21 protein-coding genes and 2 pseudogenes are annotated in these 22,949 nt (G+C 65.1%); 12 read left to right on the top strand and 11 right to left on the bottom strand.

Annotated elements, in window-relative coordinates:
• Window positions 1-80: 80 nt before the first annotated feature.
• Window positions 81-1,818 (top strand): annotated as a pseudogene (locus AB7M16_RS12510) (type I secretion system permease/ATPase).
• Window positions 1,815-3,287 (top strand): HlyD family type I secretion periplasmic adaptor subunit, encoded by a 1,473-nt coding sequence (locus AB7M16_RS12515; RefSeq protein ID WP_453944083.1) that lies wholly within the window; start codon window positions 1,815-1,817, stop codon window positions 3,285-3,287. The pseudogene AB7M16_RS12510 and the gene AB7M16_RS12515 overlap by 4 nt, the downstream one beginning before the upstream one ends.
• Here the strand turns inward: AB7M16_RS12515 and AB7M16_RS12520 are convergent.
• From AB7M16_RS12520 to AB7M16_RS12535, 4 genes are all read right to left on the bottom strand, one after another.
• Window positions 3,284-4,060 carry a helix-turn-helix transcriptional regulator gene (locus tag AB7M16_RS12520; RefSeq protein WP_453944084.1) on the bottom strand — a complete coding sequence of 259 codons (777 nt, stop codon included), beginning with the start codon at window positions 4,058-4,060 and terminating at the stop codon, window positions 3,284-3,286. The genes AB7M16_RS12515 and AB7M16_RS12520 overlap by 4 nt on opposite strands.
• A 213-nt stretch (window positions 4,061-4,273) precedes the next feature.
• The gene (locus AB7M16_RS12525) at window positions 4,274-4,858 is read right to left on the bottom strand and encodes a hypothetical protein (RefSeq protein WP_246571837.1); all 585 of its coding nucleotides are present in this window, start codon (window positions 4,856-4,858) and stop codon (window positions 4,274-4,276) included.
• Window positions 4,859-5,360: 502 nt separating this feature from the next.
• Window positions 5,361-5,783, bottom strand: coding sequence for a hypothetical protein (locus AB7M16_RS12530; RefSeq protein ID WP_453947167.1), 423 nt, complete (start codon window positions 5,781-5,783; stop codon window positions 5,361-5,363).
• Between the two features lie 152 nt (window positions 5,784-5,935).
• On the bottom strand, window positions 5,936-6,412 hold the full coding sequence (locus AB7M16_RS12535) for a DUF3833 family protein (protein ID WP_453944085.1): 477 nt from the start codon (window positions 6,410-6,412) through the stop codon (window positions 5,936-5,938).
• 246 nt (window positions 6,413-6,658) lie between these two features.
• On the opposite strand from AB7M16_RS12535, the gene AB7M16_RS12540 reads away from it, so the two are divergent.
• On the top strand, window positions 6,659-6,928 hold the full coding sequence (locus AB7M16_RS12540) for a hypothetical protein (RefSeq protein WP_453944086.1): 270 nt from the start codon (window positions 6,659-6,661) through the stop codon (window positions 6,926-6,928).
• A gap of 45 nt (window positions 6,929-6,973) precedes the next feature.
• Here AB7M16_RS12540 and ku read toward each other — a convergent pair whose 3' ends face one another.
• Complete coding sequence (ku, locus tag AB7M16_RS12545) at window positions 6,974-7,915, bottom strand: non-homologous end joining protein Ku (protein ID WP_453944087.1); 942 nt, start codon at window positions 7,913-7,915, stop codon at window positions 6,974-6,976.
• Window positions 7,916-8,191: 276 nt separating this feature from the next.
• On the opposite strand from ku, the gene AB7M16_RS12550 reads away from it, so the two are divergent.
• Window positions 8,192-8,764 carry a hypothetical protein gene (locus tag AB7M16_RS12550; protein ID WP_453944088.1) on the top strand — a complete coding sequence of 191 codons (573 nt, stop codon included), beginning with the start codon at window positions 8,192-8,194 and terminating at the stop codon, window positions 8,762-8,764.
• 57 nt (window positions 8,765-8,821) lie between these two features.
• Here the strand turns inward: AB7M16_RS12550 and AB7M16_RS12555 are convergent, their stop codons facing one another.
• Together AB7M16_RS12555 and AB7M16_RS12560 are read right to left on the bottom strand one after the other, a co-directional pair.
• Complete coding sequence (locus AB7M16_RS12555) at window positions 8,822-11,893, bottom strand: EAL domain-containing protein (protein WP_453944089.1); 3,072 nt, start codon at window positions 11,891-11,893, stop codon at window positions 8,822-8,824.
• A gap of 157 nt (window positions 11,894-12,050) precedes the next feature.
• Window positions 12,051-12,848, bottom strand: coding sequence for an adenylate/guanylate cyclase domain-containing protein (locus AB7M16_RS12560; RefSeq protein WP_439364507.1), 798 nt, complete (start codon window positions 12,846-12,848; stop codon window positions 12,051-12,053).
• Window positions 12,849-12,996: 148 nt separating this feature from the next.
• On the opposite strand from AB7M16_RS12560, the gene AB7M16_RS12565 reads away from it, so the two are divergent.
• The 3 genes from AB7M16_RS12565 to AB7M16_RS12575 all read left to right on the top strand — a co-directional run bounded on the left by AB7M16_RS12565 (window position 12,997) and on the right by AB7M16_RS12575 (window position 13,885).
• Window positions 12,997-13,203, top strand: a complete 207-nt coding sequence (locus tag AB7M16_RS12565; protein ID WP_210342456.1) for a hypothetical protein — start codon at window positions 12,997-12,999, stop codon at window positions 13,201-13,203.
• Between the two features lie 45 nt (window positions 13,204-13,248).
• Window positions 13,249-13,428, top strand: a complete 180-nt coding sequence (locus AB7M16_RS12570) for a hypothetical protein (RefSeq protein WP_036035855.1) — start codon at window positions 13,249-13,251, stop codon at window positions 13,426-13,428.
• A gap of 163 nt (window positions 13,429-13,591) precedes the next feature.
• Window positions 13,592-13,885: a hypothetical protein gene (locus AB7M16_RS12575; RefSeq protein WP_453944090.1), complete on the top strand. Its 294-nt coding sequence runs from the start codon at window positions 13,592-13,594 to the stop codon at window positions 13,883-13,885.
• Here AB7M16_RS12575 and AB7M16_RS12580 read toward each other — a convergent pair.
• From AB7M16_RS12580 to AB7M16_RS12595, 4 genes and pseudogenes are all read right to left on the bottom strand, one after another.
• Window positions 13,872-15,078, bottom strand: a pseudogene (locus AB7M16_RS12580) (adenylate/guanylate cyclase domain-containing protein). The gene AB7M16_RS12575 and the pseudogene AB7M16_RS12580 overlap by 14 nt on opposite strands.
• Before the next feature lie 104 nt (window positions 15,079-15,182).
• A complete protein-coding gene (locus tag AB7M16_RS12585; RefSeq protein WP_453944091.1) occupies window positions 15,183-15,767 on the bottom strand; it encodes a HutD/Ves family protein in 585 nt (194 codons plus the stop codon).
• Complete coding sequence (locus AB7M16_RS12590; protein WP_453944092.1) at window positions 15,742-16,695, bottom strand: alpha/beta fold hydrolase; 954 nt, start codon at window positions 16,693-16,695, stop codon at window positions 15,742-15,744. The genes AB7M16_RS12585 and AB7M16_RS12590 overlap by 26 nt, the downstream gene beginning before the upstream one ends.
• Before the next feature lie 177 nt (window positions 16,696-16,872).
• Window positions 16,873-18,969, bottom strand: coding sequence for an adenylate/guanylate cyclase domain-containing protein (locus tag AB7M16_RS12595; protein ID WP_453944093.1), 2,097 nt, complete (start codon window positions 18,967-18,969; stop codon window positions 16,873-16,875).
• Between the two features lie 311 nt (window positions 18,970-19,280).
• Here AB7M16_RS12595 and AB7M16_RS12600 point away from each other — a divergent pair, with 311 nt between their 5' ends.
• The 5 genes from AB7M16_RS12600 (at window position 19,281) to AB7M16_RS12620 (ending at window position 22,929) form a co-directional block, all read left to right on the top strand.
• Window positions 19,281-19,586 carry a BufA1 family periplasmic bufferin-type metallophore gene (locus AB7M16_RS12600; RefSeq protein WP_212259244.1) on the top strand — a complete coding sequence of 102 codons (306 nt, stop codon included), beginning with the start codon at window positions 19,281-19,283 and terminating at the stop codon, window positions 19,584-19,586.
• Between the two features lie 37 nt (window positions 19,587-19,623).
• A complete protein-coding gene (gene bufB, locus AB7M16_RS12605) occupies window positions 19,624-20,538 on the top strand; it encodes an MNIO family bufferin maturase (protein ID WP_453944094.1) in 915 nt (304 codons plus the stop codon).
• Window positions 20,528-21,310, top strand: coding sequence for an HvfC/BufC N-terminal domain-containing protein (locus AB7M16_RS12610; RefSeq protein ID WP_453944095.1), 783 nt, complete (start codon window positions 20,528-20,530; stop codon window positions 21,308-21,310). The genes bufB and AB7M16_RS12610 overlap by 11 nt, the downstream gene beginning before the upstream one ends.
• Window positions 21,307-21,816 (top strand): DoxX family protein, encoded by a 510-nt coding sequence (locus AB7M16_RS12615; protein ID WP_260382325.1) that lies wholly within the window; start codon window positions 21,307-21,309, stop codon window positions 21,814-21,816. Before AB7M16_RS12610 ends, AB7M16_RS12615 begins: the two co-directional genes overlap by 4 nt.
• A 300-nt stretch (window positions 21,817-22,116) precedes the next feature.
• Window positions 22,117-22,929, top strand: coding sequence for a class I SAM-dependent methyltransferase (locus AB7M16_RS12620; RefSeq protein ID WP_453944096.1), 813 nt, complete (start codon window positions 22,117-22,119; stop codon window positions 22,927-22,929).
• The last annotated feature ends 20 nt before the right edge of the window (window positions 22,930-22,949 follow it).

Here is a 22,949-nt window from a genome sequence, read left to right on the forward strand (position 1 = left end):
GCGCCAAAGATCTACCGATGCGTTTGCCGGATTGCGTTGACCTCAAGTGCGCCGGACCTCGATTTCAGGCGGTGACGATCATGCTGATGCCGCCCATTCGGTTGCCCATCCTGCCGCAGATCCGGACGCCACTGCACACAGCCCTCCGGTCCTGCGTGGGACCGCTAGGTCTCGTATTCGCATATAGCTGCAGTTACAATCTGCTACTGTTTGCGCCCTCCATCTATCTTCTTCAGATCTACGACCGGGTGTTGTCGAGCCGGAGCGGCGACACGTTGCTCCTGCTCACGCTCATCGTCGCGATCACAGTGGTCGTCGGCGGCGTGTTCGATGCATTGCGGCGCGCCGTCCTTGGACGCCTCGGCGCCTGGCTCGACGATCGCCTTCGTCCCTGCGTGCTTTCGGCCGGCCTCGAATCGGCGTTTCGCAGCGATTGGACGCAAGCGTCGGGCGCATATCGGGACCTCACCGTGCTGCGCCAGTTCGTCGAGTCCGGCTCATGTACGATGCTGTTCGACGCGCTCTGGGCGCCCTTGTTCCTCCTTGTCCTCGTTCTGATCCATCCCCTGCTTGGCGTGGTGGGCGCCTGCTGCGTCGCCTTCCTGTTCGCACTCACGGTCGCCGGAGAGCTGGTCACGGAAGACGTTTTGCTCAGGTCCGGCGCCGCGCTCTCCAGAAGCTACGGTCGCCTTCAGACTGCCGCGGGCAACATCCACATGATCCGCGCCATGGGAATGTTCGATAGCGCCGCGCGCATGATCCACCGTGACGCGCAGCACGCGCGCAGAGAGCACGATGTGGCGCTCCGGCGAGGCGAGATCGTTTCTCTCGTCGCCAAGCCCGTTCGCGCGCTGTCGCAGGTCTTGATCATGGGGGCTGCCGCGTGGCTCGTCCTCGATCACGGCAAAAGTCCGGCAATCATCTTTGCTTCTACGCTGATGTTCAGCCGGGCGCTCGCACCGGTCGAAAGTGCGGTCGCAGGCTGGAAATCACTCGTGACGGCCGTGAGCGCCTGTCAGCGGCTCGGCGCGCTTCTCGCCGCATTCCCCGTCACCCGGCAGGAGAGCGCGGGGGTTTTCCCGCCGCTGGCGCGAACTGGCCTCGTCGTCGACAATGTGGGCGTGTGGCTTGCCGGGACCGATCATCTTCTGCTGAACGGCGTCTCCTTCAGCCTCATGCCCGGAGAATGCCTTGGCATTATCGGTCCGTCCGGGTCAGGGCAAGTCCTTGCTCGGCCAGGTGATCGCGGGGCTGTCGATGCCGACGCATGGCCGTGTTCTCCTCGACAATACCGACGTCTCGCTGCTTCGCGAGACCCGAAACGGCGACGGCCTCGGATATCTCCCCCAGGACATCAATCTGATCGGCGACACCATCAACGACATCATCGCACGCCTTGAAGATGCGGACCGGCAAAAGGTCGTCGAAGCGGCCAAGCTCGCCGGAATCCATGGGGCGATCATGCGCCTGCCGCAGGGTTACGACACGGTGGTTCACAGTGAAACCATCTTCTCACGCGGGTATCGGCAGCGCCTCGGTCTTGCCCGCGCCTTTTTCGGCAGTCCACGCCTCATCGTTCTCGACGAACCCAACGCCAGCCTCGACTACGGGGGCGAGCGAATGCTCCTGGATGCCATCGAGCGCATGAAGCTCGCGGGCGTCATCCTTGTCGTCGTCACTCACAGGATGGGTCTCCTCGCCGCCACGGACAAGATTGCCATCATGGAAGACGGTGCGGTCGCCGCGTTCGGCGACAGCGAGGACATCTTTGAACGGCACCTGAGCCGACCCCAGGTTACTTCACAGGTTGCGCCATGATCTGGAATTCTCTCACCATCTGGAAGCATCCTGCCGTCGCCAGACTTCCCATGATCTGGGACCGGTTCGTACGAGGGCCGTCGCGCCCCACGCCGACCCGACGATCTGGCGTCGTGGTAACCGCAATCGACGATTTCGAGCCTCTGGAATTTCCATGGTGCTCGACGCCTACGCCGACCTCGCCACGCGGAAGGCTTCGCGCTATCACCGTCGCGGGCAATCTGCTGGTGCTCTGCTTCATGCTGGGGCTTGGTACATGGGCGAGCCTCGCGCCTCTCGAAAGCGCCGCGATCGCGTCCGGCGTCGTGGAATCGGAATCGAGTCGCAAGACGATCCAGCATCTGGAAGGCGGTATCGTCAGCAAGATCCTGGTTTCGGATGGCGACATCGTGCGCAGCGGCCAAACGCTGATCGCGCTGGAGGACACCCGGGCGAGCTCGGAGGTGCAGAGCCTTCAAGGCCAATTGTGGGATGCAGCTGCTCGTGCCGCTCGGCTTCAGGCCGAGCAGCAGAGATTCGAGAGGATCGCAATTCCGGACGCGCTGGAACAGGACAGCAGGCAGAGCGGAGTGGCCGCCGCTGCACTGTCGGCGCAGCAATTCATTTTCCAGGCGCGCCTGCAGGTCCACGAGTCGCAGCTTGCGGTCATTCGCGAACGAAGGCGTCAAGTCGAAAAGGAGATCGAAGGTCTCACGGCACAGGAGAGCGCCACCGGGCAGCGGCTCGGCATCGTCCGGGAGGAACTGGATATGGTCACGACCCTCGTCAACAAGGGGCTCGAACGGCGGCCGCGACTTCTGAACCTGCAGCGGGAACTGGCCGACGTTGAGGGCCGCCGCGGCGAGATCGCCGCGCAGATTTCCCGCGCCGCGCAAGTCATCAGCGAACAGCAGGCCACATTGTTCAAGCTCGAGAGCGAGAGGCAGAACGAGATCGCACAGTCGCTTCGTGAAGCACAGAACCAGATATTCCAGCTCCGCGAGCGGTTGTTTGCGGCCAGGGACCAGCTATCGCGAACAGAGGTCAAGGCGCCAGAGGACGGCGTGATAACCGATTTGCGGATTCATACAGCCGGCGGCGTCATCGGAGCGGGCGCTCCGCTCATGGACCTGGTACCCCGGCAAGACCGTCTCATCGTGACCGCGCGCCTGAGGCCCGAGGATATCGATGTGGTTCATCCCGGCCTCAATGCCGAGGTTCACCTCGTACCGTACAATCAGCGTCGCGTGCCTCGCCTGATCGGAACTGTCGTGCACGTGTCCGCAGACCGGCTCCTCGACAAGCGCACGGACCAGCCATACTACGCGACCAAAATCCGGATCGATGACGCGCAGATCGTCGCAAACGACATCCAGATCGTCCCCGGCATGCCGGTTCAAGTGTTCATCACGACAGGGCGCGGTACCGTGGCTCTCTACGCGCTCAGGCCCCTGCTCGACTGCTTCCGTAATGCATTCAGAGAGGACTAAGTCTCCTGCATCGGACCTGCGCCGGGGTCGTGCCCCTGCGACGGCAACCGGCCGCGCCAGCGCAGCACGGCTTCCGTCCGATTGTGCGCAGCACATTTCCTCATGATGTGCTGGATGTGCATTTTGACTGTGCTTTCCGACAGGTTCAATTTGGCGGCGATCAGCTTGTTGGGCAGGCCGAGCGCCAATTCCGCCAGAACCTGTTGCTCACGAGGCGTGAGATCCGGCACGCTCCTTTCGATAGTCACTCCGGCTCCCTCGTTCACAAGAGATGCGCGCGCAAGCCCGCGCGCATCTGGCGGCTCGAAATCCGGTATCCTGTTCATCCCGGCGACGGGCAACGGCCTGTAGACGCCGCCGACAAGGACAAGGCGCAGGCCAGCTATGGCAATCTCGATCGGCAGCGAGGTAGAAAGAAAGCCGCGCACACCCCGCTGCATCGCGGCCTGCACGGTCGGCTCGTCGTCATGGTTTGACAGAATTGCAAGGGCGGCGTTGGGACAACACTCCGCAACGAAGGCGAGACTTCCCTCAACCGAGGGATCGTCGATGGGCTTGTCTGCGATACTCAGCACCACCAGACGAACATCGCGGGTTGATGTGCAGTCCAGGCTTTCGACCGTTGCCATGTCGAGGATCTCGAATTCCGCCAATTCCCGCCTGAGGACGTTCAGAATACATGTGCGAGGCAACAGGAGCGGTTCGACGAGCACCAGAACCGGCAAGTGAAGTGACCCATCGAGCCGCTTTGAGGAGTTGGTTATGTCGTCCATGATTTCCTCGAGATAAAAAGAGCTTCCGCGATATTCCCATTCCCTATTGCTTGTCCCCTGCTGCTGCATTCATCCTGAATGATCATCACGAGAGCGGCGCAGTGCCGCCGCCAGTGCCTTGTCCACTGCGGTTTAACTGGCGCCTGGGTGGAAATTCTTTCCGCTCAAATTCATTTCGGCGCGGACCGCGCGCTGCCGCAGCCGACGCATTCCCTAATTGCAGATATTTCTATAGGCCGTTGACGCCGCCGACCCCGACTTGCCGTCGACGACATATGCTTCATCCTCCTTCACGAGATAAAGAAACGGTCTCTCTGCGGTCTCGCCCCCTGATGCGCTTCCTCCTTTCACACGCCCGCAAATCGTATCCACGGGGCGTCCGAGCGTGTTCTTTCGCATCGTGCGCTTCATTTCGGTGAATTCGGCCGATCCTGGATCCTCCATCTTCGTCGCGATGGTGACCTTCGCCTTTTCTAGGACAGGATCTGAGTCTTCCGCGGGCCGTTCGGATGCTGGGACGCTGGTCCTCGTCCGCAGTGACGCCGCTTTGGCGAGGTCGACCGATCCGCTCTTCTTTGGTGATGATTTCTTGCCGGACCTTCCCGGAGTTGCAGAATTCGGTTTGACGATCACGGGATCCGGCGCCAGTGCCGTCGGCGTTGGCTGCGGGGATCGGGCGACCGCAACCCGGTCGAAACAGGGTCGTGACGCACACCCAAGGAAATACCCTCGGGAAGGCGCGAACCAGCCAAAGCCGATCAGGACTCCTGCCAGCACTCCAACAAAAAGCAGTCCCATCCGATTCCCCTCCCTGGGAGCTCGGCTCGCACTCGTAACTAGGACTAATTCCGCGCTGGTGACCCATCTGTTGCGCAAAAGCGTTAAACGCCCATTAAGCGCGCAGCGGCGCGATTTGGTCCGCTCTTGGACCTCTCTGCAACTTGCGTGTTCGAACGTCCGCCTTGCACCACCAAAAGCTGCCGATCACCGGCGCGTGGCACAGCCACGCAGAGGCCCGAAGGGCGAAGCGCGGTGTCCGGCATAGCTGGAGCGCAGCGGAAGCGACGACGGACTGTTGCGGCGAGCTTCAGTAGGAGAGCCAGCGACACACATTAGAAGCGAAGCGAGTTAAGGCTGCCGTGCCCGATGAGGTTTCTTATCGTTTGAACTTCCGCTCGATGACTGGAAGTGCCGGAGTATCGATTTCGTCAAGTAGCGTGGTGGCACTGGAGAGCATTCCAAAACTGCTGCTGTTGTCTTGGCACGAGCAGAGATGTTCGGTGCGGACCTCAATCCCGCTTCAGGACGCGTTCGCCCTCGCCCGTTCGAGGGCTTCGCGGCGGCGCTCTCGGCGCTCGCGCCGCCGCTTGGCACGGTCAGCTGGCTGCGGCAGCGGGGAAACGGGAGCACGCTCGAACACCGGTGGGGACGTCTCATTGACCACGGACGCGAGGCTTGGCTGGCTTGGTGCCGGGCGGGCTTCCATGAACTCCAAGACGTCTCGCCCCTTGGAGGTGAGTCTCCAGCCACCGCTGATGCGCTCGACCAGGGCTTGCGAAAAGATGTCGAGGTCCGGCACCCGGCTGGCGAGACGCCTCGTCCGGTCGGCCCAATCGCGGCCACTGGTCGCCAGGATGGCCATGTCGCGCTTGAGGTCTTCCATGACGGCAAAGCCGTCCGGATAGCTCACCAGGATCTTCAAAACAGTAACCTGGAAATTCACGCCCACGCCCCCGCTCTGAATCAATCAGCGCCAGAAGATCCCTCCCGGGAAACGCCCACCGTACTTTGCTTCGGTGCCTTCGCGATTCAAAAATGTTAAGTTCAAGAAAGAAGGGCGCGCAGGGGAGCAGGGCTGCAGCCGCGTCGCCCTAACTAAAGCTTCCGATAAGTCACATGCGCCGTTGCGAACGGAATGCCTGCGCGCCCTGCACTGCCGCGCACGATGCAGGCGCGGTCGTCGATCGCATAGAGCCAATCATCGAAGTTCAGCTTGAACGACTTTCCGTCGCCCTGGGGCGTGTCGCGCGTGTAGGTCCAATGAAATGCACAACCGGCCTGCTCGCCGGTGGCTTCGCCTTCCAGTCGGTTCTCATGGCCGGTGTATTGGCCTTCGCCCAGCTTGTGAATCGTCCAGCGCAGCGTGTCGCTGTGGCCGTCATCGAAGGTGTAGGTTTCGGTCAGGACGACGGTGTCGGTGTCCGCGTCCAACTCGCCATGCGCCGTGATCGTTGCCCGCTTCAACAGCCCGCCGATGAGGCTTTCGACCACCGCCCATCCTTCCAAGCGGCCGACGAAGAACTGCTCAGGGAGAAACACCGGCGTGGTGCCAGCGAACGCATCAATGGCCATGGCTTTTCCTCCGAAACCGATGGCGACATAAGTCGCCTCTCGGCACCGGGTTCCCCAGCTGGGACCCGCCTGGCTCGGTCGCGTGCTTGCGGCGCATGCAGACCCCGCGTCAACACTTCGCCTTCTCCACAGTCCGCCGGAACACGTGGACAAGATCAGCCCCGCCGTTCGGGAATCCCTGACCCGTGCTAACCGCCGGGAACGAGCGAGCGGGGGCACGGATTCGTCCCGCAGGAGTGACCTCGCATGCTGATGATCAGGGAAAGACGGCCGGCGATCCGGACCTTACGGGGATGGGCGATCCATGTGCTGCACGACGCCGGCGCGATTTGCGAATGCGAGGAGCACGGCTGGGCCAAGGATCGTGCCGACCCGCACGCGCGGAAACGCGCGGTCGAGCTTGCGCGCCAGGATCCACCGGACGGCGTCTCCGCCGATCAGGCCGTCGCTGAGATCAACGATGTCCTCGATTCGATCGGCGATACCTGTCCGGAGTGCCCTGACGAGGGCCTTTGAGGCCTCCGGCAAGGACCTTCGCGTACCGCGGACGATGAAGATGCTTCATGCCGATTTCCGCCGCGCCCCTGCCGCCGGCTTCTTAGCGGACGACTCCTTGGCGGCCGCCTTCTTGCCCGCGATCGGCATCAGCATCTCCTTCTGGCCGGCCGCCGCCTTCCTCGGCTTCTTGGCGGGCTTGTCGGCCTTCGCAGGCGCGGCCTGCTTCCCGGCTTCCTTGCCAACGCTGCGCCGCAGCGCCTCCATGAGGTCGACGACGTTCTCGCCCTTCGGCCGCTCCTTCGGCCGGATCACCTTGCCGGCGCGCTTCTCGTTGATCAGCTCGATCAGCGCGGTCTCGTAGTGATCCTCGAACTTGTCGGGTGTGAAGCGTCCGGCCTTCTGGTTGACGATGTGCCGGGCGAGATCGAGCATGTCCTTGGTGACTTTCACGTCCTGGATCTCGTCGAAATATTCGGCCTCGCTGCGCACCTCGTAGGGGTAGCGCAGGAGGGTGCCGACCAGGCCCTTGTCCATCGGCTCCAGCGCGATGATGTGCTCGCGGTTGGTCAGCACCACCCGCCCGATCGCGACCTTGTTCATCTCGCGGATGGTCTCGCGGATCACCGCGAAGGCGTCGTGGCCGACCTTGCCGTCGGGGCGGATGTAATAGGGGCGGATCAAATAGCGCGGGTCGATATCCGACCTGTCGACGAACTCGTCGATCTCGATAGTGCGGGTGGATTCCAGCGCGATCTCCTCGAGCTCTTCTTTCGAGACCTCGATGTACTGGCCCTTCTCGAGCTCGTAGCCCTTGACGATGTCCTCATTCGGCACCTCATCGCCGGTTTCCGTGTCCACTTTCACATATTTGATGCGGTGGCCGGTCTGCCGGTTGAGCTGGTTGAACGAGATCTTCTCGCTCTCGGACGTGGCCGGATAGAGCGCCACGGGGCAGGTGACGAGGGACAGTCTCAGGAAGCCTTTCCAATTGGCGCGCGGGGCCATGTACGCAGAACTCCGGTTCGAGGCGACACGGATTCAAGACGAACGGCCGGCCCGGGTTCCGACATCGGGAGCGACAATTAAGACGCCGCCCGCCTAACCTTCTCCGCAGCCGCCTCCGCGGCCGCCCCAGCAGATAGCCCTGCATCTGGTCGCAGCCGTCCTGGACGAGGAGCGACATCTGGGCCCTCGGTCTCGATGCCTTCGGCGAGGAGGGGACGCCGAGCCCGGAATTACGGTGACAGTGCTGGACGATCATCGTAATTAAACTTGAGACCCATGACCTCGTTTGCTCAAGTCCCCGAAGAAAAATCACGCACCCTGCGGTGGCTGCCCTTCATTGCCGCAATTGCCGCAGTCGGGACTGCAGCTCCGTTTGCGTGGGATAAGAGCCTTCGCACGTTTCTCCTTCTCATCTCGCTCTACTTGCCCGCGGTGGCCTTGGTTTGCATCGGGCTCTGCATCTGGGCAGCCGTCGAGAGGAAGTCAAACCGCGCGCGCTCGATCGTCATCTCGCTTGCGGTGATGCTCACGCTGATCGGCGGGACATTCTGGGCACTGCCGCGAGTCAAGGATGAACTTCGGTTCTTAGCTTGGTCGCACACGCACAGCGACGCGGCAGAAGGGTGGTTCGCAGACAAAGACGCGGTCATGCTGGATTGGGAAAGCTGGGGCATGGTCGGCATGGAAAACAACGCTTACCTCGTCTCGAACCCAAGCGATACCCTTGCCGAGGACGGTGGAGCTTCGGAGTGGCTCCGCCACGTCGGATCGAGTTGCGACATCGTTGCTTCAAAACGGATGCGTCGTGGAATCTTTATCGTCACGACCACCAATTGTCCGCTCCGATGACGCGCTCCTCACCTCCTGGAATCAAAGTCGACTGAAACTCCAATCCGCGTGCATCCCTCAGGATGCCGCCCGCCTCACCTTCTCCGCCGCCGCCTCCAGCCGCCGCGGCCGCCCCAGCAGATAGCCCTGCATCTCGTCGCAGCCTTCCTGGATGAGGAGCGACATCTGGGCCTCGGTCTCGATGCCTTCGGCGAGGACGGGGACGCCGAGGCCGTGGGCGAGGCCGATCACGGCGCGGACGATGGCGAGCGAGCGCTCGCTCTGGCCGAGAGCGGCGACGAAGGAGCGGTCGACCTTGATCCGGTCGAGAGGAAACGCTTCGAGATAGGACAGCGACGAATATCCCGTTCCGAAATCGTCGAGCGCGATCAGGATGCCGAGCGACTTGAGCGACTGCATGGTCCGCCTGGCGCGCGGCACGTCCTCGATCAGGACGCCTTCGGTGATTTCGAGCTCGAGACGCGCTGCGGCAAGCCCGCTGTCGCGCAGCGCCCTTCGGACCTGCGCATCGAGGTTTTCGCGGCGGAACTGGGCCGCGGAGACGTTGACGGCGACCCGCAGCGGCTGATCCCATGACGCCGCCTCCCGGCACGCCTCCATCAGCACCCAATCGTCGATCTGCGCGATGGCGCCGCTCTGCTCCGCGATCGGGATGAACTCTCCCGGAGGAATGACACCGCGCAACGGATGCCGCCAGCGCACCAGCGCCTCGTAAGCCATCAGCGTGCCGTCCCGATGATGCTGCGGCTGGTACTCGAGATAGAACTCGCCCCGCTCCACCGCGAGGCGCAGATCGTGCTCCAGCGCGCGGCGGTCGCGCAGCTGCTGGTCCATCGCGCTGGTGAACAGGCGGATGGCTCCCCTGCCCTCGTGCTTGGCGCGATAGAGCGCGGCATCGGCGTTTGCGAGCAGCGAGGCGGCGTTGTCCGCATCGCGCGGATAGAGCGCAACGCCGACACAGAGGTCGATCTTGAGCGCGTGGCCGTCGACCTCGATCGGGCGCTCGAATTGCGCCCGCATGCGCGTCGCGAGCAGCTCGGCGGTCGCCGGCAGCGGCAGCTCATCGGTGACGCCGATGAACTCGTCACCGCCGACGCGCGCCACGTAAGCTCCCTGCGCGGCCTCCTGCAGCCGGCGCGAGGCTTCGCGCAGCACGGCATCGCCGACGGCATGACCGAAGCGGTCGTTGATCGCCTTGAAGTGGTCGAGATCGATACAGAGCACCGCGAAGGCGCCGTCCGTGATCTCCGCGCGCTCGATGGCATCGCCGAGATGCTCACCCAGCGCGGCCCTGTTGGGCAGCTCCGTGAGCGCGTCGTGGCCCGCGAGATAGCTCACCCGCTGTTGCGCCCGATTGCGCTCGGTGACGTCGAAGGCAACGCAGACATGGGCCGGACGGCCCTCATAGACCAGCGGCCGGGATTCGATCACGACCTGAATCGCCTCGCCGTCGGCGGTCCTGTGCAATTCGTAGTCCTGCTCGGCGTCCTGTCGCTCGCAATATTCGAGCTGACGTTCGGACATCGCGAGCAGGTCGTGGCGGGAATAGCCGTAGTGCCGGCACATCGCGCCATTGACGGCGATGAGGCGCCGCCGCTTGGCGTCGACCACCCACATCGGAAGCGGGTTCTCCTCGAACAGCAGGCGGAACGAGGCCTCGCGGCGCTTGAGGTCGGTGATGTCGATGCGGACGCCGATGCTGCCGCCGTCGCTGGTGCGTCGTTCCTCGACGCGGACCCAGCGGTCGCCCGCCAGATGCTGCTCGTGCGAATGGTGCGGCAGCGCGTGGTGCGCGAGGCGCTCGGCGAGCCACGCCTCCTCGCGCCCCGCGGCGTCCGGGTATTGTCCCGCGGCAAGGCCGGTTCGAAGCATGGTTTCGAACGGCGTGCCGGCCGCAAGGGCTTCCCGGCTCGCCGTGTAGAATTCGGCGTATTGATGATTCCAGAGCACCAGGCGATCGTCCTTGTCGAAAACGGCAAGTCCTTCGGGGACGACGTCGAGGGCTTCGGTCAGATGGGTGTGAGCCGCGCGGGCGGCGGCTTCGGCTTGCTCGGCCGCCGTCTTGGCTTCCGCAAGCGCCATCTCGGTTCGATGACGCTCGGTGATATCCTCGTGGGTGGCGACCCAGCCCTTGCCCTCCATCGGGCGATGCTTGATCCGCACGATCCGGCCGTTGGTCAATTCCACGGTGGTATCCGAATTCTCGGCGCTCACCGGAGCGCTGTTGCGCCAGACCAGATAGTCCTGCTTCGACATCTTCGGCGCGCTGCCGGCCGAATAGCGGAGATCGACGATCTCGGTCAGCTTCATGCCGGGCCGGACCAGCTTCGGATCCAGATCGTAGATCTCGAGATATTGCCTGTTGCAGACGATCAGGCGCTGATCGTCGTCGAAGAAGCAGAGGCCATGGGACATGTTGTTGAGCGCCCGGTCGAAGCGCTCGGCGAAGGCGGTCGCGGTCTGCTCTGCGGCCCGCGCGCGGTCACCCTCCTCGGACAGCCGTCCGTGGGTCTCGACCAGCTTCACGAAGGAACGGAAATTGGTGTTGATCATCCGGGCGAGCAGAGCGAGCAACACCAGGAGATTGATCCCGACCGAGACCAGCATCCCCTCGCCCGAGAGCAAGAGGAGCGTGGCGATCGGTGCGCCGGCGATGATCATCGTCAGCCGCGTCGCGGGCGGAAAGCTGCCGAGGCAGTAGGCGGTGCCGACGCAGCCCATGAAGAGAAGCAGCGAGACCGAGGCGCGCAGACCGGGATCGACGACCATGAACAGCGCCAGGATCCAGATCACGAAGCCGGAGCTGAGCACCACCGTGGCGGTGCGAACTCTAGCAAGCTCGAGATACGCCTCCTCGGCGGTGAAATCGGCCTTCTTGAGCCGCAGCCACTGGGCGAGCCGAAACAGACAGGCCGCCAGAAGGGCGGCCGGCAAGGCAAATCGCAGCCACGCCGATATCGTGTTGGGAAGGACCAGCCCGACGCTGATGCTGTTGACCAAGAGCATGGCGTAGAGAACGGGCACCTGCTTGCGCAAAACCCGGAACTGTTCGACCAGAAGCGCACGGCCGAGCGGATCGCTCGTGTCGCCCACGGAGAAGGAGTCGCGAAGCCGCGCGAATAAGCCCATCAAATTTGCCCCAGCCGCCGTGAAGGCTAGGGCAGGAGTGGCGAAGGACCCGTAAAGGCGCTTGGTATTTTTAGGTTTAACGGAATGTCGGAAACACTGGGACGTCGATCATCTCGGTTCCCGAAATGAAACCTCGGGACTCGGCAAAGAGCCGCCCTCACCCCTCCACCCGCCACAGCCTCCACCTTTCCGGCACGCCCTTCAGCCGGTGCACGCCGTGATCGCGCAGGCCGATCGCCGCTTGCGTCGTCATCAGCTCCTTCACCGCGCTCGACACCAGGACCTCGCCGGCGCGCGCCTTCGCGGCAATACGGGTGCCGATGTGGAAGGCGAGGCCGACCATCTCGCCGCCGCTGATGGTGTATTCGCCGGTGTGCAGGCCAACCCTGATCTCGAGGCCGAGCGTGCGCACGGCTTTCTGGATCGCGCTGGCGCAGGCGATGGCGGCGGCGGGCTTCCTGAAGGTCGCCAGCACGCCGTCGCCGGTGGTGACGACTTCCTTGCCGCCGCACGTCTTCAGCTCCTTGCGGACCGCCGCGTAGTAATGGCCCATCACCTTGGTCCAGCGCGCATCGCCGAGCTTGGCCGCCTTCGCGGTGGAGCCGACGATGTCGACGATCAGGATGGTGGCGAGCGCCTGCTTGAGCTCGGCGCCGCGTGCGGCCGACGGCCGCCGGTTCGCGATCGCGCCCGTCAGCGGCTCATAGCGATGGCTGCGGCGCCGCGCGATCGCGGCTTTGGTGTAGTCCTGCGCGGCTTGCGCACTGCCGCAACGGACGGTCTTCTCCTGCGGCAGGCGCGACCAATAGACCTTGCGCGCGGCGCCCGTGCCATGCACCTCCACCGCGCCCCATTTCAGGAAGACCGCCGAGCCGACCCGCCTGACGCACCACGCCTTCGACGTGTATCCGGAGACGTTGGACTGATGGACACCGATGCGGAGGAATTTGGGCATGAAGGCGCGGCCGATGGAAGGACCGTTGGACGATGTGCGCCAAGCCTATTCGGAGAGTTCCGCATCGGCAATAGGCGCTCGGTTCTCTGGCCAACCGATTGGCACTTTCTGCGGCAAGGCGCGTTGCGGTGTTTTCGAGGAGGCGCAGATGACCAAGACGAAGGCTGCCCACGCGCAAGACGCAAAGATCCCGACGCAAGCAGCGCTCAATCCCGGTGACGAAGCCCCGCCCGGAACCAAGGGCACCGGCGAAGACGTCTGTCCCGATTGTCACGGCAAGGGGCGCATCGATGGCGCGCCTTGCGCGACCTGCGGCGGGAGCGGCACCATCACGCGGGCGGTCGGCGGCGCCTGACGCCGCCTCGTGTGTTTTCCGCAACTGGATGCAGTGAGGCGCGCCATGAACAAGACGACCGGACTGACACCCGACGATTTTCCGATTGAAGCCGACAAGGACAAGCTGAAGACCCACAAGGGCGAGCCGGTGGCTTCGGCCGAGACCGAGCAGATTGCGGACGAGATCGCCGACCGGCTGAACGAGCACGCGCACCAGGAAGAGCAGGATCGCTGGTCGGCGTAGTTCAGCGGGTTTGCGGCCGCCGAAGGATTTGGAACGACCACGCGCTGCCGCGCATTGGCCTTTCGCCGGCGTCTCACTATTCCGGCAAATGGCGGCCCCGGCTCAAAGCCCCGCCCCCGGACCGCCGGGTCGGGGCCGCCTGGGGCCGAGCACAGGAGCGGACATGAAAGCACTCGTCATCGCAGGGCTCATCGCGGCTCTCGCCTCGTCTCCTTCCGCCTTCGCGCAAAGCGGCGCGGGTGCGTCGAGGACGGGCTCGAGCATCAATTCGACCGGCACCGGCGGTACCACCGGCGCGGGCGCCTCCAGCCTCAATACCTCGTCGGACGCCAACAGCGGCGGCGCGAATGCACCGGCGAAGTCGTCAACGATGAGGCCGGGCGACAACGATCCGGCCAGGCAAACCCAGGGCGGCCAGCAGGCCCTGCCGAACGCCACGGGAACTAACCGGAAGTAGCGCGAGCCGGATAGGCATACAGCTCGATCGGCGCGTTGAAGCCGCGCACCTCATGGCTGCCGACATGCTCCAGCGCGAACTGCTTCTCCACCAGCTCGGCGAAATCGCGTGACAGCAGCACGTTCCTGCCGAGCGTCTTGGTCAGTGTCTCCAGGCGGGAGGCCATGTTGACGGCCGGGCCGATCACCGTGAAGTCGAGCCGCCTGGCCGATCCGATATTGCCGTACATGACGTCGCCAACGTGGACGCCGATGCCGTAATTCAGCGGCGCGCGGCCGCTTCCGCTGTTCCGCTCGTTGAGCGCGGCCATGGCTCCCCTCGCCTCCCCCACCGCGTGCAGCAGATTGGCGCAGGCGTTCGGCTGATGCAGCGGGAAGATGGCGAGCAGCCCGTCGCCGATGAATTTGAGGATCTCGCCGCCGTGCCGCGCGATCGGCTCCGACATCGCGTCGAAATAGTCGTTGAGCAGGTCGATCACGTCGTCGCGCGGCCAGTTGTCGGAGATCTTGGTGAAGTCCCTGAGGTCGCAGATCATGATCGCCGCGCGCACCGTCGTGCCGCTGCCGCGCCTTGTGGCGCCGGCCAGGATCAGCTCGCCGGCATGCGTGCCGACATAGGTCTCCAGCAGCGTGCGTGCCAGGCGATTCTTGACGCGGATCTCGCTGACCAGCGCCAGCACCGGCAGCAGCTTCTTCAGGCCGGCGATGTGGGCGTCCTCGAAGCCGCCGGGCCGGGCGGTCGCGAAAGTGACGATGTGGCGCTTGCCGAGCGTATGATAGAGCGGCCAGGCGACATAGTCGGTCAGGCCCTTGGCCCGCATCTCGTCATAAAGGGGCGTGCTTGCGGCGATGCGCGGAATCCTGCGCGAGCCGCTCGCGCACCTCGGCGGCGCCGTCTTGGATCTCGTTGGCGGCGCTGCCGATATATTCGGACCGCTCGCGCACGTCGTAATCGACCAGCGCAATCTCAGCCTCGCGCATCCCGTCGGACCACATCATCCGGGCGCCCAGCCATTGCGGGTGATTGATCAGCACATGGAGCGTCGCGCGCTGCACCGGAATGCCCACCTGCTGCAGGCGGATGCACATCTGCGCGAAGATGTCGTCGATGTAGCGCTCGTCGCGCGTACCGTTGGTCAGCCAGTCGATGACGCCGTCGGCCTGCGTGGGGGCGCATGTATCTGGCGCATTCATATCCTGCCCCTCGGGGTGCGGTCTTTAACGAAGCAGATATCGTGCGCCGGCCGGGCGGCGTCAACCTAGCCAGTTGCACGGATTGTGCGCATTGGTCTGAAGTTCTACCCCAGAAGCCGGATCGACCCCAGCACCGCCAGGCCCGAGACGAGCACGAACTGCGACGGCCCGGCCAGCTCGAGCTTCAGCGTGCCGGTGCGGGGAATCGCAAAATCCTCATGGTCGAGACGGATGCGGCATTCGCCGCGCGGGGCGTAGACCAGATGCGTGCCGGTGGCGAGCGGCCTTTCGCCGGGCTCCTTCAGCGCGAGGAGGTCGATCTCCGCCGCACCGCGCCGCGCCATGAGGTTCACGACCTCGACGGGACCCGCCTCGAGCTCGGTCACGATCTCGAGCTCGCCGGTGAAACGCACCGTCGTAAAAGGTTCACGTTCGTCGAATTCCCGCCTCGGCGACTTCAGCACCAGCCCGCGTCCCTCGACCACCATCTGCAAGCGGTCGATGCCGGGCATATGGGAGAAGGGACCGGGCGCAAGAATCGGCGTCGACGCAAAGCGCCAGAGCAGGCTGTCCCAGTCCTTCCGCGGCGCATCGGCCCGATGAGCGTCGGCGATGTCGGTGAAGATGCCGCCGCCATTCTTCCACGGCGAGCGGGTGTAGCTTTCAGGATTGAGCAGCGTTGCCTTCATGGAGATCCCTGATGCGATGAGGGTGCGGAGCAGCGGCGCGCCCCTCCAGGAACGGAGCGGCCTCGTTGCGCACCGCGTCCAGATGCGTGAACAGCGAGACGTGACCGCCATCCGGGAGCGCCAGCAGCTTCGCCTGCGGGATTGCGCGGCAGGCGTTCTCGGCATGCGAGAACGCCACCACGTCGTCGGCGCGGCCGTGCACGACGAGAGCAGGCGCCGAGACCGTTCCTGCGGGCAATTGCTCCAGCGCGGCAAATTGCGCGATGTCGTTGACGGTCCCGGGGATCCTGGCGTGCAGATGCTCGAGCACGCTCGACTGCAAGGTGCGCAATAAGAGACCTGCCTCGGGATGGCGCAAAGTTCGCTCGCGCAACGCGTCATCGGGAATCGCGCGGCGCGCACCGGATTGCGGATTGCGTTCAGCCCGCCACTTCAGGAGCCGAGGCAATCCGGGAAGACGCGCAAGATGGCGCATCATGCGCAGCCGCCCGGCGATGTCCGGCGGCGTTTGCAGTCGTCCCGTGCAGGCCGACACCAGCACCAGCGAGCGGCAGCGCGAGGGATGCCGCGCGGCGAATTGCAGCGCCGAGGGGCCGCCGGCCGAGACCGCGACGACCGCCGCATTGGAGATCCCGAGCGCATCGAGCAGCTCGCGATAGAGATCAGCCTGCTCGTCGGGCGAGGCACCGAGCTCCAGGCGCGAGCCGAGATAGCCCGGGCGAGACACGGCCACCACCCGCTTGTCGCCGAGCGTCGAGGCGAGCGCACGCGCGAGCAGCCAGGATTGGTCGTGGCCGCCCATGCCACCATGAATGGCGAGGATGGCGGGCCCCTCGCCTGCGACCGCGCATTGGACGATCCCGCGGGAGGTCTGCACCGAGACCGGAGCAGGCCCGGCGAACGGCAATGCATCCGGATTTGCGGTCATGTCGCGCCTTCCACGCCTCGGGTGCGCCGGCCTTGAGATGACGCAGAAGCTTAGCGGGACGCTGACGCCTGGGTGAACTGCAGACCCAGGCGATCCCTTACAATAGGGCCCCGGCGAGCTCAAGGGCTCGGCCTGCGGAATGCGCGGCACGCGCATGACGTCGCAAAATCCGCGCGGCTATTTCGACGTCAATGCCGCCACAGGCCGCCATGTGACGTCGGGCGCAGCTGCAGCGAGCCGGCGGCAGCGGTCACGCATCAGCTCGCCCGGACGATCGTCGCCGCGTTGCCTCAGCACGGCCTCGAAATCGGCGAGTGCGTCGGCAAATCGGCGCGCGCGATAGGCGGCGAGACCTCGTTCGTAATCCGCGATCCAGCCGATCGTGCCGCTGCCCGCCGCATTATCGTTCACCATCCCGATCAGCTCGTGAACGGACAGCCCCTCCTCGCGTCCGTAAACCGCGATGCTGTCGACCTCGCGCGTGACGACGGCGCCGCGCGCCAGGCGTTCGGTCGCCGCGCCGATCAGGATTTGCGTGCCGTAAGATTTGTTGGCGCCTTCGAGCCGGCTCGCAACGTTTACGGCATCGCCGATCACGGTGTAGTTCAGCCGCAGCTCCGAGCCGATATTGCCGACCAGCATGCGGCCGGAATTGATGCCGATGCGGATCTGGAGCGGCTGGCCGAGATCGTCGACGAGGCCCGATTGTTCGACCGCAAGGCGGCAGGCGAGCGCGGCGCGGCAGCATCGCGCGGCGTGATCGTCTTGCGGCTGCGGCGCGCCCCAGAACGCCATCACGGCATCGCCGATGAACTTGTCGATGGTCCCGCCGTTGGCGACGATGATCTCCGAGGTGAGGTCGAGATAGCGCGACAGCAGCGGCACCACGCGATCGCCGAGCCGCTCCGACAGTCCGGTGAAGCCGGCAATGTCGATGAACATCACGCTCAGCTCCTGGATGCTGCCGCCGGGCCGCGCCTCGACACCCTGGCGCAGCAGGCCGCGGACGAGATCCGCCGGGATGAACTTGCGGAAGGCGGACAGGCCGGCCGCCATCTCCGCGATTGCACCCGACAGGCTCGCGATCTCCTTGAGCCGCGACGGATGGCGACGGACCTGCTCCAGCGCGAAGGCTTCGACATGGCGCAGCTCGCCGACGACGCGCGACAGCGGCGCGGCGATGACGGACCGCGCCAGCATCGCCGAGGCCAGCGCCGCGAGCACGGCGCCGACGGCGACGCCGAGGATCAGGCGATGCAATGTCGTCTCGACCGGTCCGAGAAATTCGGCCTCGGGGATAACGGTCGCGAGCGACCAGCCGGGAAACGGCAGCGGCGTCAGCGCAACCTCATAGGCCGCGCCGCCCGAGGTGAGCCGGCTCCGCCAGGCATCCTTGCGGCCGGCCTCGCCCGCCTGGTCGAGCGCTGCGCGCGGCAGCGGCAGCAGCGTCGTGTCGCCGCGCGCCGGATGGAGCTCGTCGGCGTCCTTGTCGGGCGCTGCGACGAGCTCGCCGCTGCCGTCGACGATGAAGGCGGTGCCGGTGCGTCCGACCTCCAGCTGCGACAGGAAGCGCGCGAGCCTGGTATATTCGATGATGACGGCAAGCACACCTTGCCGTTCCTGGTAGACGTCGATCGGTCCGGCGAAAGCGATCGACGGGCGCTCGCCGGTCGCGTGGTCCATCACCCTGAACCATTGCGGGTCGTCCGCGCCGAGCCCGGCCCTGAACCAGGCCTCATCGGCGACGCGGAAATCGGTCGGCTCGAAGCGCCGGTTGGCGAACTCGATGTCGCCGGGCACCACGTCATATTCGTCGACGCGGCGCTGCCCCGGATGATCCGTCAGCGAGATCTCCATCATCTCCAGGCGCCGATCGCCGAGCTTGTGCGCGGCGAAGAAGGAGCCGTCGGGCCAACCGAACGCGACCCAGGAAATCGTCGCCTGCGATTGCAATTGCGAGAGAAAGACGAACTCGCGCTTGTCGGCCTCGCGGGTGTCGAGCACGTTCTGGAGGAACAGGGTGCGGATCGCGGTGTGCGCGGCCCGCGCCTCGTCGACGATGGCCGAGACTTCCTTGCGCACCGCCGCCACGATCTGCTCGTTGATGGTCGAGGCGAGCTGCCGGCTGGCCGCCTCCGCCGTGCGCCACCACAGCAGGCTGGAAAGCGCCGCGGTCAGCAGGATCGCCGTGAGGACCAGCGCGGACACAGCAAGGCGGATGCTCACCGTCATCCTTGCGATCGCACGAAGTTGGCGTCCGGGATCGACGTTCATGGTTGTATCCGCCTTTGGGTGGGCACGGCTCCTGTCATCGCTCTACGCAGATTTCCTACCGTCCGTTACCTCTGCCAAGTTTGGTAGGACGCATCCAATGCTCTCGCTCTAACGTGTCGATAGCGCCAAGGCATTGGATTTGGTCGCCCACTTGCCCGCTAATCCCCACCCAAGCGCACCGCCCGTGCGCCCGACCCACTCGGTCTCACGGATTCGTGAGCAGCCCGCCGTAACGCGGGCGGCGCGCGGAGCGAAGGAGACCATGCGCGCATCCCCGCCCAGGCGATGCCACTTCGAACAGGAGAACCTCGATGTCTGCGAAACATGCCGTGACCTCCCTCGTCCTCGCCGGTGCGGTGTCGACCGCGCTCGCGACCCTTGCCTCCGCCGGCCCCCTGACCAAGGCCGAAGCCGATGCCGCCGTCGCCGCAAAGAAGGAGAAGTGCTTCGGCGTCGCCCTGAAGGGCCAGAACGATTGCGCGGCGGGACCGGGCACGACCTGCCAGGGCACCTCGACCGCCGACTACCAGGGTAATGCCTGGAAATTCGTCCAGGGCGGCACCTGCACCAGCATCGAGCTGCCGGGCGGCAAGAAGGGTTCGCTCAAGCCGGTGTAACGGCCGGCGCAACAGCAAGCGCGAACGGAGCAGCACGATGAGCACAATCAAGCCGGCCCTGCCAGCAGCGCTGCCGCTCCGCTTCGCGACGCCGATCGGCGGCGTTGCCGGAACGAGCTTCAAGCCCGAGCACCTCCCCGCAATCCTCGAGGCGAAGCCTCGGCGCGGCTTCTTCGAGGTCCACGCCGAGAACTACATGGGCGCCGGCGGGCCGCCGCATCGCGCGCTGGAGGCGATCCGCCGCGATCATCCGCTCTCGCTGCACGGCGTCTGCATGTCGATCGGCGGCCCCCGGCCGCTCGATAAGGCGCATCTGGCGCGCTTCCGCGGCCTGGTCGCGCGCTATCAGCCCGCGCTGGTATCCGAGCATCTCGCCTGGTCGACGCATGAGACCAGCTTCTTCAACGATCTGTTGCCCCTGCCCTATACCGCGGCGACGCTGGCCTGCGTCTGCGATCACATCGACCAGGTGCAGGAGGCGATCCGTCGACCGCTGCTCCTGGAAAACCCGTCGACCTATCTCGCCTTCCGCGAATCCTCGATGCGCGAGACCGAATTCATCCGCGCCGTTGCGGAGCGCACCGGCTGCGGCCTGCTGCTCGACGTCAACAACGTGTTCGTCTCCGCGACCAACCATGGATATTCGGCGCTCGACTACCTCGCTGATTTCCCGCTGTCGCGTGTCGAGGAAATTCATCTCGCCGGGCATGCCGAGCAGGCCGACGACGAAGGTGACCTGCTGTTGATCGACAGCCACGACGGCCCGGTCACTGATGCCGTCTGGAAGCTCTACGAAATCGTCATCCAACGCCGCGGGCCGGTGCCGACGCTGATCGAATGGGACAGCAAGATTCCGGACTGGCCGGTGCTGCAAGCGGAGGCCGCTGCTGCACAGGCGATCCTCGACCGCCGTCAGTCCGCAGCAATGGCAGGAGACCGTCATGCTGCCTGAACCCGGCTTTTCCTTTGCTGAATCGTTCGCGCCGGCGCTGCTGGATCCGGCACGCAGCACGCCTGAGCTGGTCACCGGCCCGAACGGCAAAGCCGCTGGCCGGCGCTACGACGTCTACCGCAACAACGTCACGGTCAGCCTGATCGACGCGCTGGCCGCGATTTATCCGGCGGTGCAGCGCATCACCGGCACCGATTTCTTCCGCGCGATGGCGCGCTTGCATGTGCGCAGCCATCCGCCGACATCGCCGCTGCTGTTCGAATACGGCCGCGATTTCCCGGAGTTCATCGAAGCTTACGAGCATGCGCAAGATATGCCCTGGCTCGCCGACGTCGCGCGTCTCGAACGGGCCTGGCTCGATGCCTATCACGCCGCCGACGCCGCGCCGCTGGCGCCGGCCCGGCTCGTGGCGGTGACACCCGATCGCTTGGCTGATCTGGTGTTCATTCCGCACCCGGCCGCACTATGCCTGCGTTCGGACTACGCCGCCGTGACGATCTTTGCGGCCAACCGCGACAACGCACCGGTCATGCGGATCGATGCCTCGACGCCGGAGGATGCCCTGATCACGCGAGGCGAGTTCGACGTCGCCGTGCGCCGCCTGCCACCCGGCGGCGCGGTCTTCGCGCACCTTCTCATGTCAGGGCGACCGCTCGGCGAGGCCGCGGCGGCGGCGCTGGAGGCTGCAAGCGAATTCGACATCGCCGCGAACATCGCCGGGCTGATGGAAGCCGGCGCCTTCACCTCGCTCTGTTGCGGAGACCCATCATGATCACGGACCAGCACATGACGACCGCCAGCGGCCTGCCCTCGCCCGGAGCAATCATCGACAGAGCCAATCATCTCGTGCAGACGCTCGCGACGCCATCGCTGGTCCAGCTGGTGCTGCGCCTCGCGCTGGCCGTGCCATTTTGGCGCTCGGGCCTGCTCAAATGGGGCGGCTTCCTCAAGCTCAACGACACCGCGGTGACGCTGTTCAGCGACGAATTCATGCTGCATCTGCCGGGCGGTCCCTATCACTTTCCGGCACCGACGGTGATGGCCTTCCTGTCGGGCTGCGGCGAGATCATGTTCCCGATCCTGCTGGTGCTGGGGCTCGGCACGCGGTTCGCAGCGCTCGGGCTGCTGTTCATGACGGTGATCGTCGAGCTCACGGTGCCCGACGGCTGGCCGATCCACCTCACCTGGGCGGCGATGGCGCTCGGCATCATGGCTTACGGGCCCGGGCTCATCTCGCTCGACCATCTTGTTTGTCGTGCGCGGTCGCACGGGCGATAGGCACGCGATCTTGTATATCCACGAGCACGACCGTCATCCTGAGGTGCGCGCCCTTGCGCGCCTCGAAGGATGAGCTGCAAGCGTCTGCGGCCCATCCTTCGAGGCTCACCTTGCGATGCGAGCGCATCGCAAGGCTCGCACCTCCAGCGACAACTGCTTCGCAGTTGCGCAGGGATGACGGTTGTGGGTGTGATGAGCGTAGCTACATCCCGCTCAGGCCGCTATCGACCGCGAGGTGCTAGCCCTGGCGGGAAACCGTGGTAGCCTGCACCTCGTGTTCGAACCTTCAGCGAGGCTAGCATGCCCGACACTGACAAGGTCTTCGCCGGCTCGATTCCGAAAATCTACGACGAGTATCTCGTCCCGATGATCTTCGCCGTCTATGCGGAGGACATCGCAAAACGCATCGCCGCACGCTCCCCCTCCGTCTTGCTCGAGATCGCCGCGGGCACCGGCGCCGTGACGCGTGCCGTGGCGGCGGCGCTGCCGCGCGGCGTTCGCTACGTTGCAACCGACCTCAACGAGCCGATGCTCGCGGTCGCAGCGCAGCGCCAGGCGGATGACGATCGCATCACCTGGCGCCAGGCGGACGGGATGGCCCTGCCCTTCGGCGATGCCGAGTTCGACGTGGTCTGCTGCCAGTTCGGCGCGATGTTCTTTCCGGAGCGCATCAAGGCCTATGGAGAGGTCAAGCGCGTCCTGAAGGGCGACGGCACGTTCGTGTTCAACGTCTGGGATCGCATCGAGGACAACGTGCTGACGCATGAAGCCACGGCCGCGCTCGGAAGGCTGTTTCCCGACGATCCGCCGCGTTTCATGATCCGGACGCCGCACGGCTATCACGACAAGGCCGTCATCAGGGGCGATCTCGAACGAGCGGGCTTCCGCGACATCTCGATCGAAACCCGATCGGAAATCAGCCGTGCGCCTTCAGCCGAATATGTCGCCGTTGCGCTCTGCCAGGGCACGCCGCTGCGCAGCGAGATCGAGGCACGGGATGCCGGCAAGCTTCAGGCCGCAACCGATATCGTTGCCGAGACGATCCGGACGCGCCATGGCTCCGGTCCGGTCGAGGGCAAGATCCAGGCGATCGTGATCGAGGCCCGCCCGTAGCCGCAGGCATCGATCGACGC

The sequence above is a fragment of the Bradyrhizobium sp. USDA 372 genome (genome assembly GCF_053629095.1).